The organism is Anaerocolumna xylanovorans DSM 12503, from assembly GCF_900143645.1.
In the GTDB taxonomy this organism is placed as follows: Bacteria; Bacillota; Clostridia; order Lachnospirales; family Lachnospiraceae; genus Anaerocolumna; species Anaerocolumna xylanovorans.
In genome coordinates this window covers 104069-118659 of record NZ_FRFD01000003.1, presented here as the reverse complement: position 1 = coordinate 118659, position 14591 = coordinate 104069, and the positions used below count along the sequence as shown (strand labels likewise).

General features: G+C 36.1%; 16 protein-coding genes and 1 pseudogene. 4 read left to right on the top strand and 13 right to left on the bottom strand.

Annotated features, from left to right (window positions below; all coding sequences use genetic code 11):
* Window positions 1-125 precede the first annotated feature (125 nt).
* Entirely contained in the window at window positions 126-374 is a 249-nt protein-coding gene (locus tag BUF11_RS00600; RefSeq protein WP_073586874.1) for a hypothetical protein, read from the bottom strand.
* A 180-nt stretch (window positions 375-554) separates the two neighbouring features.
* On the opposite strand from BUF11_RS00600, the gene BUF11_RS00595 reads away from it, so the two are divergent.
* Genes BUF11_RS00595 through BUF11_RS23900 form a run of 3 tightly spaced genes read left to right on the top strand, consistent with a single transcriptional unit; the run spans window position 555 to window position 1307 of the window.
* A complete protein-coding gene (locus BUF11_RS00595; RefSeq protein ID WP_084558386.1) occupies window positions 555-944 on the top strand; it encodes a response regulator transcription factor in 390 nt (129 codons plus the stop codon).
* Window positions 932-1150 carry a helix-turn-helix domain-containing protein gene (locus tag BUF11_RS25165; protein ID WP_084558385.1) on the top strand — a complete coding sequence of 73 codons (219 nt, stop codon included), beginning with the start codon at window positions 932-934 and terminating at the stop codon, window positions 1148-1150. Before BUF11_RS00595 ends, BUF11_RS25165 begins: the two co-directional genes overlap by 13 nt.
* Window positions 1095-1307, top strand: a complete 213-nt coding sequence (locus BUF11_RS23900) for a hypothetical protein (RefSeq protein ID WP_139243236.1) — start codon at window positions 1095-1097, stop codon at window positions 1305-1307. Before BUF11_RS25165 ends, BUF11_RS23900 begins: the two co-directional genes overlap by 56 nt.
* Window positions 1308-1411: 104 nt before the next feature.
* On the opposite strand, the gene BUF11_RS00585 is transcribed toward BUF11_RS23900, so the two are convergent.
* The 3 genes from BUF11_RS00585 to BUF11_RS00575 all read right to left on the bottom strand — a co-directional run bounded on the left by BUF11_RS00585 (window position 1412) and on the right by BUF11_RS00575 (window position 3846).
* Window positions 1412-2812, bottom strand: coding sequence for an FtsW/RodA/SpoVE family cell cycle protein (locus tag BUF11_RS00585; protein ID WP_073586872.1), 1401 nt, complete (start codon window positions 2810-2812; stop codon window positions 1412-1414).
* Window positions 2799-3146, bottom strand: coding sequence for a PadR family transcriptional regulator (locus tag BUF11_RS00580; RefSeq protein WP_073586871.1), 348 nt, complete (start codon window positions 3144-3146; stop codon window positions 2799-2801). Before BUF11_RS00580 ends, BUF11_RS00585 begins: the two co-directional genes overlap by 14 nt.
* Window positions 3147-3267: 121 nt before the next feature.
* Window positions 3268-3846, bottom strand: coding sequence for a TetR/AcrR family transcriptional regulator (locus BUF11_RS00575; RefSeq protein ID WP_073586870.1), 579 nt, complete (start codon window positions 3844-3846; stop codon window positions 3268-3270).
* Between the two features lie 205 nt (window positions 3847-4051).
* Between BUF11_RS00575 and BUF11_RS00570 the strand changes: the two genes are divergently transcribed.
* Window positions 4052-7150, top strand: coding sequence for an MMPL family transporter (locus BUF11_RS00570; RefSeq protein WP_073586869.1), 3099 nt, complete (start codon window positions 4052-4054; stop codon window positions 7148-7150).
* 32 nt (window positions 7151-7182) lie between these two features.
* Here BUF11_RS00570 and BUF11_RS25250 read toward each other — a convergent pair.
* The 9 genes and pseudogenes from BUF11_RS25250 to BUF11_RS00525 form a co-directional block, all read right to left on the bottom strand.
* A pseudogene (locus BUF11_RS25250) lies at window positions 7183-7653 on the bottom strand (IS66 family transposase); the annotation flags it as partial.
* Window positions 7646-7699, bottom strand: a complete 54-nt coding sequence (locus BUF11_RS25160; RefSeq protein ID WP_073587841.1) for a hypothetical protein — start codon at window positions 7697-7699, stop codon at window positions 7646-7648. The pseudogene BUF11_RS25250 and the gene BUF11_RS25160, both read right to left, overlap by 8 nt.
* 7 nt (window positions 7700-7706) lie before the next feature.
* The gene (tnpB, locus tag BUF11_RS25155) at window positions 7707-7799 is read right to left on the bottom strand and encodes an IS66 family insertion sequence element accessory protein TnpB (RefSeq protein WP_408606865.1); all 93 of its coding nucleotides are present in this window, start codon (window positions 7797-7799) and stop codon (window positions 7707-7709) included.
* 272 nt (window positions 7800-8071) lie between these two features.
* Window positions 8072-8371 (bottom strand): hypothetical protein, encoded by a 300-nt coding sequence (locus BUF11_RS00550; protein ID WP_073586868.1) that lies wholly within the window; start codon window positions 8369-8371, stop codon window positions 8072-8074.
* Window positions 8372-8390: 19 nt separating this feature from the next.
* A complete protein-coding gene (locus tag BUF11_RS00545; RefSeq protein ID WP_073586867.1) occupies window positions 8391-8954 on the bottom strand; it encodes a CYTH domain-containing protein in 564 nt (187 codons plus the stop codon).
* On the bottom strand, window positions 8951-9727 hold the full coding sequence (locus tag BUF11_RS00540) for a Cof-type HAD-IIB family hydrolase (RefSeq protein ID WP_073586866.1): 777 nt from the start codon (window positions 9725-9727) through the stop codon (window positions 8951-8953). The genes BUF11_RS00545 and BUF11_RS00540 overlap by 4 nt, the downstream gene beginning before the upstream one ends.
* An 88-nt stretch (window positions 9728-9815) precedes the next feature.
* A complete protein-coding gene (locus BUF11_RS00535; RefSeq protein WP_073586865.1) occupies window positions 9816-10970 on the bottom strand; it encodes a hypothetical protein in 1155 nt (384 codons plus the stop codon).
* A 154-nt stretch (window positions 10971-11124) separates the two neighbouring features.
* Window positions 11125-13938, bottom strand: coding sequence for a beta/alpha barrel domain-containing protein (locus tag BUF11_RS00530; RefSeq protein ID WP_073586864.1), 2814 nt, complete (start codon window positions 13936-13938; stop codon window positions 11125-11127).
* Window positions 13939-13963: 25 nt separating this feature from the next.
* Window positions 13964-14578 (bottom strand): deoxynucleoside kinase, encoded by a 615-nt coding sequence (locus tag BUF11_RS00525; RefSeq protein ID WP_073586863.1) that lies wholly within the window; start codon window positions 14576-14578, stop codon window positions 13964-13966.
* Between the last annotated feature and the right edge of the window lie 13 nt (window positions 14579-14591).

Here is a 14591-nt window from a genome sequence, read left to right as displayed (position 1 = left end):
CCACCTCCGCCGTCAGTGGCAGCATGGTGAATACCATTGCTACCGCCAGTAGCAGGATACCCATTTATTCCCATGTTCGTTTCATCAAATCATTCCTCCTTACGATTGTCTTGATTTTTTTCATACTACTTTTCATCCTTGCCTTGCTGAAACGACAGTTTCATGATTTCTTCCATCTTGAGGCTTGGACCGTCCCGCCAGTAGACAAATTGCCCGGTCGTCCTGGGGCAGAGGATGCGGTCGTCCTCCTTGAGAGCTTCATATCCCGGAAATTCATACAGCACAGCCAAAGCCAGAAGCACGATGCTGCCGTTATTCAGCTCAATGTCCAAGGTCTGGCCGTCTAAAATGTCCACCCGGGTAATTTGTAGCATACGTTATCACCTCATTTCCGCCGATTCCGCTTTTACATTCCGGCATAGTTTAAATCGTAGCAGAAAAATTTCTCCCTGTGCGTAAGGTTAAGAAATCTTTACCAGTTTTTGAAAAATTTTTCAATATTCCTTTTTCATACAAAATATGGTAAAATAATTTAATGAAATGGAGGTGAGGCAATCTGCGCAGCCACCCTTACACAGGCACGGTTTGCGCTGGAGGAACACGCCCCCGACCTGATTCTTTTAGATGTGATGATGCCGGATGGCCCCGGCTTTGACTTCTACGCCGAGCTGAGGCAAAAAACAAACGCCCCCATCATCTTCCTGACCTGCAGGGATGAAAATGAGAGCGTGATAAAAGGACTGCTTCAGGGCGGGGACGATTACGTCACCAAGCCCTATGATTTGAATGTGCTGAGTGCCCATGTTGCGGCGCAGCTTCGCAGAAACGGGGTTATGTCCGCCGGGAAAATCGAGCTTCCTCCGCTTACGGTTGATTTTCTGGCGGGAGAAGCCACCCTGGACGGAAATCACATTCTGCTTGCTCAAAAGAGCTGCAGCTTTTAGACTGCTTCGCCCTGTTTGCCGGACAGCGGCCCAGCTTTCATGAAATTTATCGCCGTGCGTGGGGAGAGATGTCCCCCGGCGCATCCGGCACGGTGAAGGCACATGTGTCCAATCTGCGCAAAAAGATGAAGTTCGATGAGGACGGCTGGTTTGAACTGTCCAGCCCCTGCAAAAACGAGTACATATTCAGCAAGGTGCGATATTAATCTTTACCGTACGGGCTACGAAAATAAAGTACATCGGCATGGAACCCCGAAATCCTCCGCCTGTGATAAAAACAATCGGAAAGACAACCAAAAAGACCGCAATAACGGTGATCATGTAACAAAGCTGGTATTTGCCGCTCCGGTAGGAGTAATATAACAAGCCGATGGCAAGCAGGGGGACTGGTGCGCCAGTCCCACGCTACACTCATTCTTTCCTCCCGTCTGATGATAGATTCCCTTTTCAGGGTAAAAAATGGCAATTCAATTCTCCTTATACGTCTTTCGCATTGTCAAGTCTATTATTAATTTTCCATCTTCATAAACAATAAAAGAGCCTGGTTTTTTGTAAGGCTTGTAACCGTCCTTAACAATATCCCCTGTCCGAAACACTGAAAGCATAAATCCAATCAAGCCCGAGTTGATTAGAAGAGCTGCCTTCCCATAGGATACCAGAGGCAGGGAAAGTGCTGATAATAAGCCATATCCAAGATTGTCAATTATATAGATAGCTGCCTGCATTACAAAAGTCAACAGAATGGATAAGGACACCATTAACCCCAGAACACTTCTTTGCTTCGACACATAATGAAAACCTAGGATAGAAAAGACGGTAAAAATCATCACGACACCAAGAAATGCAATCCATCCATAATGATGTGTCAATGCCGTAAGTGCAAAGTCGGTGCCAAAAAACGACATAGATAAAGGATTCTCTCCGTATTTTTGGGGGATGGTGCCTTTCCCTGTAAATGCCGCATTAGACATCAGCTCACGGATCAGAATTGTCTGATACCCCTTTGGATCAGAATAGGGATGGAGCAGTATACTAATCCGGCTAATCCGGTAAGCGTTAAACACACACCAGACACATGAAAGCGCAGCTGCACATCCTGCGGGAAAGAGCACGAATAACATACCAAGTTTTTTACTGACACCAAACCAGCCTCTAGCAATAGCAGCACATAACAGAATTAAGGCTGTGAGAGTGTACAAAACAAAGCCTGTGGCAGTTGGAATAAGCAATAAAATAATTGCATATGGAATATACGCTATCCCGCAAAAAATAATGCCGCGAGCTCCCTTATTTCTCATAGTATAGATAAACAGGGAGTATGTCAGCGGAAATAGCAGGGATAAATATGCCAGACTTACTGAATTGCCTGCCCACACAAACCAGGCCCTGCCGTTGATCTGGGAAGACAGCATCAATCCCAACATGCCAATTACCAAAGTCAAAAGATAACACTGCTTCGGATATTTTCCTAAAACAGAAAAGTCCAGAAAATATGTAATAAGAAAGGCAGCCAAGGCAACTATGAACGGAAAGATATGAAAACTGCCCGGAGAATTCCAGAAGGTATTGGTTAAATAACTCACGCCTGCTCCAATCAGCATTAAAATAATAGTCAAAGAAATCAGTACCCACTGTGGTTTTGATTTATGTGTTTTATCCAGTTCCATTCCAACCGTAACTGCATCTCCCATTTGTGTGATTGCATTACGGGTTGCCGTTTCTTCCTCTTCACCTTCTGAAATATATGCATCCCGCTGGTCACAGATATGATTTTCTATTTCCTCTGCAATCATAGAGTGTGCCTTTTTCCATCTTATTTGTTCACAAACAGTTTTGCTGTACTTTTTGATTTCTTCAAACGGCTGCATAGCTCACACCCCCATTCAAAACCTTATTGACTGCCGAAGTATAAGCTGCCCATTCCTGTTTCTTTTCCTGTAGGAGCTTTCTCCCCTTTGATGTTATATGGTAGTACTTTCTGATTCTGGCTCCATCTGTTTTTTCATCATAGGATTCCACCATACCGTCATTTTCAAGGCCATGCAAAATCGGATATAAGGTACCGGCTTTTAGCTTGAAGGTTTCATCTGACTTCCTGGCAAGGGTTTCAATCATCTGATATCCGTACATGTCTTTTTCTTCCAGTAACTTTAAAATCAGTGTCGTTGTACTGCCCGTCAGCAAGCTTTTATCAATAGCCATATATTGTTCTCCTTTATATATAGATTATCTATATATAACATTATATATAGATGGTCTATATATGTCAATGCAAAAATCCCAAAGCATCCATTTGTTTTGAGATTATAGCCAAAAAAGCTGCCTAATCAATCTCCTCTCCAACAGGCTTTATCCCGCTGGATATCAGATCCATCAAAAAAGCCGACATTTCCATGGAAGAAATCTTCATATCATCCTCCAGCCACTGCTGGATAGCCCCGATACATCCCGATATGGCAAAGGGCATAAAATACTTCTCCATGGCACCTCCAAACTTATACATAACCGGAGGCTGATATTTAAGGATTGCTTCCTTGAATTTATTTAAGAAATTATAGTCACCGTCTTCCCCTAGAAGAATCTTGCAGATGTCAGCATTCTCCCTTATAAAATCAAAAACGAAGATAAAGAAAGATACGGTATTTTCCTTTTTGGGTTCTGAAAGGCACAGCTTATTCAATTCCACACTAAAGTCTTCGAACATTTCATTCTCGATCTTCTCAATCATATCATAGATATCTTTATAATACAGATAGAAGGTGGAACGGTTCACGTCAGCTAACTCTGTTAATTCTGTCACGGTAATTTTATTAATCTTCTTTTCCTTCATAAGGGTAGTCAGGCTCTTTGTTAACAGCTTTTTTGTCCTTCGCACCCTGCGGTCATTATTATTCGTTTTCAAAACAAATCCCCTTTTTATGATTCTAATATTTTTATAAACTTTTCTACAAATGTTCCCCCATCTGTCGATTATCCCACAAAACACTCCTGTATTAATGATTGAACCCTTTCTCTTCTTATACTAAAATACTCTCACTTGAGATAATATACAAGTGTTTTATATTAAACAGTTTGTACAAATGTAATTAATTAAAGGAGGAATAATTATGCGCAATATGATTCGCTTCCGCTACCTGATACTAGCCGTCTGGGTTGCCGTTACAGTACTATTTGTATTAAACCAGCCAGACCTTAGCAGTATCCTTGGCGGAAAAGGGGAAGCGACACTACAAGAAGACTCTCCTTCCAATGTTGCACAAAAAATGCTGGATGATATGAGTTCTTCTAACGGAGATACTTTGATTGTTGTATTCCACAGTGATAATGCTCTGTCAACCAATGATATGGACAATATCAGCAAGGGCCTTGATAAGTTGAATGCCGATAAAGACAGTCTAAAGATTACCAATCTGATTGATCCCTTTGGAACTCCCTCAGCAAAGGACCAATTGATTTCCGAAGATAAAACCACTTTGATGGTTCAGGTTACTTACGACTTAGCTGACAGAAACCGCAAAGAGATTCTTGACAGCTTTGAAACTGCCGTAAAAGATATTCCGGTGGAGCATTACATAACCGGAGGCCCTGCAATTGCCAATGACTATATGAACACTGTAAATAAAGGTGTTGAAAAAAGCGGTGCCATAACGATTATATTCATTCTGATAGTCCTGATACTAATGTTCCGCTCTGCCGTCACTCCAATCGTTTCCCTGCTGGCTGTAGGAATTTCTTATATCTGCTCTATGGGTATTATAGGTGTTTTAAATTCAGCCTTTGGCTTTCCCATTACGAACTTCACCCAGATGTTTATCATCGTAGTGCTCTTTGGTATCGGTACAGACTACCACATTCTGTTACTAAACCGCTTTAAAGAAGAGTTATCCCATGGACTGTCCGTGGATGATGCCGTAATAAAGAGCTTAAAGACCTCCGGTAAAACAATCCTATACAGCGGACTTACGGTGTTCATGGGATTTGTAAGCTTAAGCTTTGTACAGTTCCCGGTATACCGTTCCGCCAATTCTGTCGCCATCGGTATTGCCATCCTGCTCCTTGAGATACTGACCTTGACACCGGTATTAATGAGACTGTTGGGTCCCCGCCTGTTCTGGCCTTCCAAAGCCTCTGCCGGACATAAGGAAAGTAAATTCTGGGCAGGGCTTACCTCTAACAGTGTAAAGCACCCCATTCTGTCTTTACTGATTGTCGCAGCGGTTATCGTACCTGTAATCTTTTTTAATACTACAAAGCTGTCCTTTGACAGTATGGCTGATATGCCCTCCGACACTCCTTCCGTAAAGGGCTTTCATATTATTGCCGATGAATTCGGCGCCGGGAAGGCAATGCCTGTCACTCTGGTTATAAAAAATAAAGATGCCATGGATAACAATGAGGCTCTGGCAGCTCTCGACAATCTGACAGAAACCTTAAAAACCGTAAATGGCATAGCTTTGGTGTCCGGCCCCACACAGCCTCTTGGAAAACCCATTTCCGATTTGTACACGGACAGCCAGCTAAAGACGGTAACAAAAGGACTCTCCGACGCCAAAGACGGAATCGGTAAGGTAAATGACGGTCTTGATACCATAGAAAAGCAATTAAGTGTTCCTGATTTCTCCCAGTTAAATGACCTGAACAGCGGAACCGGCGATCTGACAAAGGGGCTCTCTGCCGTAAACGACGGTTTAAAAGCAGTTGATTCCGGTATTAAGCAAGGGGCAGACGGTGCTGCCTCCCTGGCTGACGGTGCCGCAAAGCTTAAGACCGGTATCACAACCTTAAATCAGGGCCTGAAAGCCATCAACACGAACTTTAATAAGGTTAAGACCGGTTACGTCAGCCTTTCGGATGGCTATACAACCTTAGGCACCTCCATAGGCCAGTTAAAGCAATTGGAACAGCTCATGGAAGCCAGTGTCGGCAATCTTGATAAAAAGCTTCCCGGTGATGTGGATGTTGCTGCCTTAAAGGCATATCTTGCCACCCTCTCAAAGTCTTTAGACCAGCTTTCTTTAGGAATGACCCAGGCAAATACCAACTATGCCATGTTAAATAAAGGGCTTGACCAGATAAGCATTGCGCTCTCTTCTGTAATCACAAATACTTCTTCTGATTCTGAACTGATGAAAGGAATCAGCCAGTTAGAGGCAGGAGCAAAAGTCCTTAACACCGGACTGAAAGAGGGAAATAAAGGACAGCAGCAGATTATCGCCAATATGGATAAACTAAAGACAGGAGCTGGCCAGGTACAGGAAGGTGTAAGCACTCTGACCAACAACCTTACCACCCTAGCAAGCGGCATCAGTGACCTAAAGAACGGCATCATTACCGGGAAAAACGGACTTACTAAAATTACAGACGGACTTACTCAAGGAAGTGATTTTCTTAACCAGCTAACTGCCGCAAAATCTTTCTATATTCCAGAGGAAGCTTTAAGCACAGATGACATCACTACCATGCTAAACGCTTACATGTCAGATGACAGAACCTATGCCAGGGTGACCATCAACTTAGATACGGAGCCTTACGCCGATTCCTCCATTCAGTTGATGAATACCCTTAACGAAGTAGTAAAAAGCCATCTAAACGGTACTGTTCTAAGTGATGCAAAGTTCGGTTTTGCAGGCGCAACAGCCCTATCAAAGGATATGAGTGATATGGCTACCCATGATATTACCTTTACCCAGATTATTGTACTCGCAGCTATCTTTATCCTGCTGATTCTGGTTACCCGTTCCTTTTGGATCCCTGTATATATCATTGGCTCTCTGATTGCTGCCTATTACACCTCCCTGTCCGTTACCTCATGGCTTTCGGATATGCTGTTTCATAATCCCGGCGGAATGGCATGGAATGTCCCCTTCTTTGCCTTTGTTATGATAGCCGCTCTGGGAGTTGACTACAGTATCTTCTTAATGGAACGCTTCCGGGAATATCCTGAACTTCCTGCAAAGGAAGCTATCATACAGGCAGCCAGACATGTAGGCTCTGTGGTATTATCCGCCGCAGTCATACTCTCCGGAACCTTTGCCACCCTGTACCCTTCCAATCTGGTAATCTTGATGGAACTTGCTATTGCAGTAGTTATCGGGCTTATGCTGCTTAGTCTTGTATTCCTTCCGGTGGTTATTCCGGCCTTGATTGACATACAAGATAAGATAATGGAACACACTGACTACAGTAAAAAAATTAATAAGGTATAGTTAAAGGACCGGTTATACTCCCGATCCCTAAGTTACTTGGCACATACTGCTTTTACATTTTCTGACCATGGCATAATTATCCAGCTCATCCGGATAATTATGCCAGTCTGTGTCTGGCATGTATAATATCAGATATTCAAGATAGGTATATACAGTAAGACCATTTGCTTTCGCTGTCTCGATAATACTATATACAGCTGCTGATGCAGAAGCTCCTTTAGGAGTATCTGCAAACAACCAGTTCTTGCGTCCGGCTGTAAAAAGGCGGATAGCATTTTCGGCTGCATTGTTTGATATGGAACATCTTCCGTCAAGAAGGTAATTCTCCATATTTTTCGTCTCAGATGACCCCAGCAGCCACACCTTGTAATGTCGGACAGTTTATTATAGCCTGAGTAACCATCCAAATGCACATAACCTTTGAAATCTTTCAAAAAGGTTGCTGCATGGTCTCCATTTCTGGAGGGTTGACAGTCATAAAGAATAACCGGTTCCTTATCGTTTGTATAGAAGAATAAAACCATCACCTTCCCACAGAAGAGCTTTCATACGGTTCCTATGTCTTCCGCAAAAAAAGGAAGAGACATTTTGAAAATGGATCCAGATGAAACTGTTCTTGGACAATGGCAGCAAGTCCATCAATGAACACATAATTCGACAAGAGAAATACATAGTAGGATTATTTTGCGGTTACGATATACTCCTATGTGCTATTATATTCTTAAAATATTCATCATGAATCATTTCGGACCACATTGATACATCCTAACCTTATTAAGCTACGAAAACAATAATCCTTTACAATCCAAACCTACACAAGCAGTCAGAGGTATTTCACACAACTCTTAATGTATAACATAATTATATTTTGTATTTATAAGATAAGTGTCAAATTGTAAAAATAACAGCACTGATTAAAAATTATGATAATGTTTGTTTAGAAAATACAGTTCGAAAATAGTCTATGTTTAGAGACTTTATTTTTTTTTCTATCTCGTGCAAATCGATATTTCCATAAAACAACAATGTAACAATATCTTCATGCATTTCACCTATAATACAAACAAAATGATCATTCTTTTTAAACAGTATATTGAAAATATTGTCTTGCTCATTACTGCTTTGCTTAATATAACCATTAAATATATTGTCTAAAAGTTGATGTATTTCATTCATATTATTGGGACATAGCCCAATATTCAATACTTGTCGTTCTCTCATTATCTAATGCTTCCTTTTATCACTTATTTTCATGTAATTTTTTTAAATAAGCTCTCATAAAACGAGCAAATTTTCCATATACTTTGTCAGCTAATGTTATACAATTTTTGCTTAGTATTGTTAGGATTTCCTCTGGTAATTCATCCTGATATTCAATTTCAATTTCATAATCAATACAATCAAAATACTGGCTTTTATCTAAGCATACTTCTGTTTTATCATCCCAATTTGAAGTAAATCTTAATGTTTCTAGTTTACCTAGTAATGAAACATCAGGCATATCTACTCCTGCTATTTCTTTTAGCTCTTCTTTGCTTATACTTAAGGGAATTGAATCTACAATTTTTTCAAACTCTTCTTTTATGTGTATTGATTTATCGTAAGCAATTGGTTTTTTTATTTGTAGTAACCGTTTATTACTTATTTCACGGATCCTTATTGTCATTTCACTATTTATTTCAACTGTATTCAAATCACCATAATAAAAGTTAGTTTGGACAACTTTAGAATCCCAATTAAATAAATCTTTTACTAAATCATATTGTTGTTGAGATATTTTAATCTTTAGTTCTTTTTCTATCATAAAATAAACTCCTCAATCCATTTTGCAACACCATCATTTTCATTTGTGTCGCAAATTTGGTTAGCAAAAACTTTTACATCATCCACTGCATTTTTTACACAAATACCCATACCACAAAATTTGAGCATATCTATATCATTGTAATCATCACCAAATGCAATGATATTTTCTACATCAATTTTATACTTTTGAGCGAGAAAATTAATTCCATTACTTTTAGTTGCTTTTTTATTCATAATCATTCCGATTTTATTTTCTGAAAGCTGTATATATAAATCTGTTGGTAGTAATTCTTGGTATTTTTTCATATCTTCTAAGGAGGAAACCTCAATTATTACTTTATCAGCTTTTTTTTCAATCAATTCTGAAAAATTGGAATTGGTATATATAAATCCGTTACCTGGCCAAAGGCGATTAGCATCAAAATTAGAATACAATACATCGTCGGCTTCTACCGCAATTGCTGCTTGTGGATATTCAAATAAAATATTATCTATCAGTATTTTAACATTATCTATTTGAAAACCATCTGTTTTCTCTCCATCCATATAAATCAATGCTCCATTATGATATATTCCGGCATCTATATCAATGTTTTCCATAAATTTTTTTGCAGCACGAAGCGGTCTTGCGGTTGCAATAACAAATTTATGCCCATTATTACATAATTTTTTAATTACATCAGAAGTATATTTAGATATACTTTTGTCATCCTTTAATAAAGTTCCATCTAAATCAGTAACTATAATTTTTCTTGATATTTTTTCACTCATAATTAATTTCACATAATATAATTATGTTTTTCCTTTCTTTTATGTATTATTGTTGAGTTCAAATAACTATAAGCAATATAGTTAGAGCTTATATTAATTTTGCTTTTATTTCGCATGTTTCTTCAGCAAATTCATCAGCAAAACTTTTAGCTTCTCTATGTGACGATGCAATATGATAAGTACCATTTTCTGCTTCAAGTGGATATATTCTAAACGCTTTATTAATTGGATATAATTCAATTGCAATAGATACATCAGTGTCAACTATTATTTCTCTCACATGAAAAACTTGATGAATATTATCTAGTTTCTCACCTGAAATTAGCGCATGATAGTGACCTCTTTTTTCGTATTGTCTTCCATTTGTTAATTTACCCCATTCAGGTTCATATCGCTTATATATAGTACCATAAATCTGCATTTCAGAATTTGGAGGCAATTCAAATTCCTTTTCTGTTGCAATATCTGTAGCCTCTTGAAGGCACTTAAATGCTTCTTGTGGAATATGTTTAAGCACTCTTCCTTTAATGTGAATTTTTTTATTACCGATTAACTTAACACACACTCCAGCAGCATCTAATCCAGTACTGCTACAAAAATCATAAATTAAAGACAGCAAACTCGCACCATCTTTTTCTGGTGTAACTTCTATATTTATAGGTGTGTTTGTTTCTTGCTGATCAATCCATGCTGTATGTGAATATACAGCCCGTTCTTCTCGCAAATTAATTCCATCTTCACTTAACATAATGGCTTTGCTATACTCATCTTCAGGTAAATTCATATACCCACTGACACTTTTTGATTTTCCCGTATTGTTAGAATAATCTATATTCTGAAATTCAAGGACTTCCCCACCTGGATGATATACACTTGGCTGAGCACCAGATACACCAAATCTGGTAAAGCATTTATTCTGAACATTAAGGTGTAAAAGTATTATTTTTCTAATATCTGAATCATTAAACACTAAGGATTTTGAAGTTATGAAATTATCAATTCCATTCATATCAACAATAAAATTGTTTTGCTTCGTTGTTGGAAACGATAACAACTTGACATTCCATGTCAAATTGTTATATGAGCTTAATGAATAATTTGATAGAAATTTTCTTTCTAAAATCATATAAGTTTTTGTATCTTTCTTATATAAAATTAAATCTTTATAGTAATCAGTGGTGAAATTCCCATCGTCAACTACATTAGACGTCATATTTAATGTTATAATTTCATCTTTTTTCATTTTTACCTTGTATGATGTTTATAGAAGCAAGCCACCATAGCTTCCTTTCTTTTTAATATCGTGATTCCAAACAATCTTTAGCATTTTAAATAGAATATTAATTTGATATAAATAGTATTTCATCCTATATCCCAAACAGCAATTTATAGATAATTTAGTCTAAAGGACATGATTCGTATATTTGCCATTTCTTTATTTTGTCAATAGACTTTCTTATTTTTGCATAATAATAAATATTATCTTTTGATTTTATTTTGCAGTAACCCTGTTCCGATTTATGAAGTTCTATATTATTTTGCATATCTAATCCTACTAAATTAACACCATTTGACATTAACGCTAACTGACATAATATCAATTCATCAGGATTCAAATCATCTGCTAATAATATTGATATACTTAATTTTTTCAGTAAGTCCACTAATTTTTGTAGTTTCTGGAATTTATCTTCAAATTCAACAGAATACTCGGCCTTGTGAGCATTCATGGCTATCAACTGTGGCTGATGTTTTGACATATCTAATAAAAGATAATCATTTTCTTCTCTAAGCAGCATGCTAATATTTTCCAAATATAAGAAAATGTCATTTTGCATGATACCCACTGATATAATTAGATGTGCAAATCCCATGTTAATAATTGAATTTAAATAATTTTCATTTATCGAAAACTGGAATTGAATTCCACTCTTATTTATGCTTAATCCATATATTTCAGCAATTTTTTTTATTTCTTCTATTGTTAATTCATTTTCAATGACTAAAACCGGGGTAATGTTTGGTGGTAAATGTGCTATCATATATCTTATACCGTCGACCTCGTAATCAGGTACAGGTAAATTAGGATATCTTTTTTCATGATTTCCACAAAAAATTTCATCATCATAATAATTATTATTTTTATTAATCACAGCATGTATTCCAATCATTGTAGCTCCCATAGAAAGCGCAATTTTAAGATCATAAATATTATGTACGCGACATATTTTCCTATGTTTGCTATAAATATTTTTCTTCGTCTTGCTGCTCAATTCACACACTGCTACATTTTTAAGATATAAGTGTTCTAAAAATACACTTTTTTGACTGGTACCCCAAGTATTATATGCACTTATGTATTCATTAATAGGAGAAAAGTCAAGTGTATCATACCATTCATCACACATTTCTTCGCAACCCTCTTCATCAAGAATCCAACTACATACATTATTATAGTCGACTTCTGCAACTGCACAATATACTTCGTTTTTTCGTGCTATTAAATATTTTTTTGCACGTTGTAGTGTTTTAAAAGTCGTTGCATTATTGTCAACTAATAAAATCTTACTATTATCTTTCCAAGTATTTCTTTGATTGATAATAGGTATTTGTTTTATTAAATTATCTTCATTTAAGAATCTTTTAGAACTGTAGTGGCTGGTATACAAATTAGCTGGTACTGTTCTTGATAAATTTATAATTGCTTGAAGAGCATATCCTATCGCAATTCCGCCGAAACCAAAGCATACTATTGAATCAATTTCAGAAACCTTATCATCAAGTTCCTCAACGATGCTTTTTGCAGATGTAAAGACTGTCATATAATTATCTAATTCAAGCAGATACTTCTTACTTTCATCTATTATATACAAATCAGAAACATTAATTGCATTTAGAATATCATCTAACTCATTTAGCTCTGATATATAATTCTTATCTTCTAAAATTAAGTATACAATATGATTAAATACGCAAACTGCTTCTTGAATCTTCTGATAATTTAGTATATCAATATATTTACCATTCAGGTTCTGTTCTTCCATGCAATATAAAGCCAAATATAATGCAGCCAGCAAGTGATCGCATGCCATGTATGTTAATAGATTTACATTTTGGCTTAACTTTAATTCCTTTTTATTTATATAACGAATCAGATCACATCCAATGGTATACAATTTCTTCCATCTAACAAATTTACTTTCTAAGCTCATATTTATATAAGGCGGTAACCAAAAATAATATGTATACCCACGTAAATATGTATATTGATCTTTTTCATATACCATTTTATTTACATACTCACATAACTTAGCATCATTCAATGTATCACAGAAAGATAAAAATTCATCTTTATTGAGTTGAAGTATACCAATTTCATTACAATGATTTTTAAAAAATGCTGCAATATTACTTGGAAGTTCCTGTAGTTTTATCTCACTATTTTGAGTCAGATACTTTTTTATATTATCTTTCGTATTTATTTTTTTATACAAATCATCCCAATTCAATGTATGATTTTTTGAATTATATTGAACATTAAAGGCATACCCCCCATTTTTTCCAACAACATCAAATAGTCTTCTATCCTCTTGAGAATCATCTGCCAATAAAACAATTTCATTATTTTGAGATATCATTTCATTAACAATATAGTATTTTTTTGTTTGAGTAATAATTTTTTCAAACTGCACATTTCCATCATGAAAAGATAAATCAGATCCTATAACAGACCAATCGATTGTTTCTTTGAAATTATCCATATAAACAGACAATAGACCTTTCATATAAGAAGCGTAGCCACTTGTTAAAAATAATATTTTTATATTACCGGTGTAATATCTCTGTATCATTGATATGATTTTTATACAATAGTCATCCATACTTACTAACTTTTTTATGGTATATAGACCTATACATTCAAGAAAATCATTATTTATATATTGGTTTGGAAATAAATTTCCGGCACAATCCTGCTCTTCTAAAATATTAATACATTTTTCTGTGACATTTTTACTGATTAACTCAAAAGTTAATTTTCTAAAACTTTCCTTATCAAAAAAAGTTCCTCGGTTATATAAATTATTGTTTAGTTCTTTAAATGACTCAATCTTATCCTCACGAATTAACAAATCCGGATATGTACATGCATGATACCAAGATGTACCGTTAATAATTGTTCTATCAATATCTAATATAATATATCTGTCCATAATTTTTTCTCAAATCCTATGTATTTTAAGAAAGTACTTTCTCATCAATCCATTTATAAATTGTTTCAAGTTCTCCAGATTCATTATTTTTTATAGGAATAACATTTTCGTTCGTATAAATTTTAATAAATTGATCATTCATCATACCTACATAATCAACATTATCCTCTCGTGCACATAACTCGTCTCTCTTCTTTCGAGTCCCCATAAGTCTTCTTTTATTTAAACGATTAACAACTTCATTAGGATCTGGATTTAAAATTATGGTGTAAGGTTTAATCATTTCTAATCCATTATCCACAATTTCTTTTAACTTTGTATATTGTTCTTTCGTAAGTTCTCCAAGTGAATACTCAACTTCGATATATACTAAAGAATCATAAATACTTCGATCAATTATAAGAATTTTATCATCTTCAGAATTCTTGCATTTTTTAATAGCAAGTTGAGCAGTATAGAATCTATGGTATAATCTAATAAGACATTTTTCGAAGATAGTCATTGTTGGAAGACTTTCCATCTCATTTGAAAAATCAATTTGAAAATCATCCTTGATAAATTTGTCTGAGTCTTCAATGAGATTGCTAATTAGTGTTGTTTTTCCCGAACCGTGTGGCCCTGCTACAAATATTGGTTTCATTAAAATTTCCTCC

Excerpts from the sequence above, each read along its gene's own strand:
- BUF11_RS00535 (WP_073586865.1), bottom strand. The coding sequence starts at position 10,970 with ATGAAAAAAGATGAAATTATAACATTAAATATGACGTCTAATGTAGTT.
- BUF11_RS00600 (WP_073586874.1), bottom strand. The coding sequence starts at position 374 with ATGCTACAAATTACCCGGGTGGACATTTTAGACGGCCAGACCTTGGAC.
- BUF11_RS00525 (WP_073586863.1), bottom strand. The coding sequence starts at position 14,578 with ATGAAACCAATATTTGTAGCAGGGCCACACGGTTCGGGAAAAACAACA.
- BUF11_RS00585 (WP_073586872.1), bottom strand. The coding sequence starts at position 2,812 with ATGCAGCCGTTTGAAGAAATCAAAAAGTACAGCAAAACTGTTTGTGAA.
- BUF11_RS00580 (WP_073586871.1), bottom strand. The coding sequence starts at position 3,146 with ATGGCTATTGATAAAAGCTTGCTGACGGGCAGTACAACGACACTGATT.
- BUF11_RS00530 (WP_073586864.1), bottom strand. The coding sequence starts at position 13,938 with ATGGACAGATATATTATATTAGATATTGATAGAACAATTATTAACGGT.
- BUF11_RS00545 (WP_073586867.1), bottom strand. The coding sequence starts at position 8,954 with ATGATAGAAAAAGAACTAAAGATTAAAATATCTCAACAACAATATGAT.
- BUF11_RS00550 (WP_073586868.1), bottom strand. The coding sequence starts at position 8,371 with ATGAGAGAACGACAAGTATTGAATATTGGGCTATGTCCCAATAATATG.
- BUF11_RS00570 (WP_073586869.1), top strand. The coding sequence starts at position 4,052 with ATGCGCAATATGATTCGCTTCCGCTACCTGATACTAGCCGTCTGGGTT.
- BUF11_RS00540 (WP_073586866.1), bottom strand. The coding sequence starts at position 9,727 with ATGAGTGAAAAAATATCAAGAAAAATTATAGTTACTGATTTAGATGGA.